5 tRNA genes are annotated in these 1,014 nt (G+C 41.7%); all 5 read right to left on the bottom strand.

What is annotated here, in order from left to right:
* Window positions 1-252 precede the first annotated feature (252 nt).
* Window positions 253-329 (bottom strand) — tRNA-Met (locus tag NFR29_RS08275).
* Between the two features lie 5 nt (window positions 330-334).
* Window positions 335-410 (bottom strand) — tRNA-Thr (locus tag NFR29_RS08270).
* A gap of 31 nt (window positions 411-441) precedes the next feature.
* Window positions 442-517: transfer RNA gene (locus NFR29_RS08265), tRNA-Met, on the bottom strand.
* A 7-nt stretch (window positions 518-524) separates the two neighbouring features.
* Window positions 525-609, bottom strand: a tRNA-Tyr gene (locus tag NFR29_RS08260).
* 12 nt (window positions 610-621) lie between these two features.
* Window positions 622-697 (bottom strand) — tRNA-Thr (locus NFR29_RS08255).
* Between the last annotated feature and the right edge of the window lie 317 nt (window positions 698-1,014).

Genomic DNA, 1,014 nt, shown 5'->3' with positions numbered 1-1,014 from the left:
TACCATGGTCAACGTGACCGATTGTACCGATGTTAACATGCGGTTTATTACGTTCAAATTTTTCTTTTGCCATTTTAGGAAATACTCCTCCTTCAGAAAAACAAAATACTTGATAGTATTAATATAATACATTAACCGAATTTTATCAATTGGATTATGCATCCTCTATACATCATTATATCACAGGATGACAAATTATATATTTCACCTGATTTTAGGCATAAAAAAAGCCTCACCATTGTGAGGTTAAAATGGTGGCGGCACACGGATTTGAACCGCGGACACACCGGGTATGAACCGATTGCTCTAGCCAACTGAGCTATGCCGCCATGTATGGAGCTAGTGACCGGGATTGAACCGGTGACCTTATCCTTACCAAGGATACGCTCTGCCGACTGAGCTACACCAGCACAATTACGTTCACGTCTCTGTGAAAAATTGTGGTTGCGGGGACAGGACTTGAACCTGCGACCTTCGGGTTATGAGCCCGACGAGCTACCAACTGCTCCACCCCGCTATGAAAATGGTGGAGGGAGAAGGATTCGAACCTTCGAAGTCGAAGACGGCAGATTTACAGTCTGCTCCCTTTGGCCGCTCGGGAATCCCTCCATGATAAAAAAATGGAGCTGGCGATAGGAATTGAACCCACAACCTGCTGATTACAAGTCAGCTGCTCTACCGATTGAGCTACGCCAGCATCATTACGACAAGATGTATTCTATCATTTGCCACACCAAGTGTCAAGAACTTTTCAAAACTTTTTTCTAAGTTTTTATGTCTTCACTATCTGTGCCTTAGTGCTATATCAATATATCACGAATGCATGTTCAGTGCAAGTATTTTATAAAAAAATTTTTATATTTTTATCCTCCTATTTATAATCAATAGAATCTCGTCTAAAAAAGGCTGCTCCAGAGTACTATGAGCAGCCTTTTAACAGGCTCTCTGTCAAATGTTGGGGTGCTTATCCCTAATCATTTGTTTGGCACCAATCACTTATGTGGTTGGTGCCAT

It is taken from the genome of Veillonella agrestimuris (assembly GCF_943193065.1).
In the GTDB taxonomy this organism is placed as follows: domain Bacteria; phylum Bacillota; class Negativicutes; order Veillonellales; family Veillonellaceae; genus Veillonella; species Veillonella agrestimuris.
The sequence above is the reverse complement of the archived record's forward strand: the minus strand, read 5'-3'. Positions and strand labels throughout refer to the sequence as shown.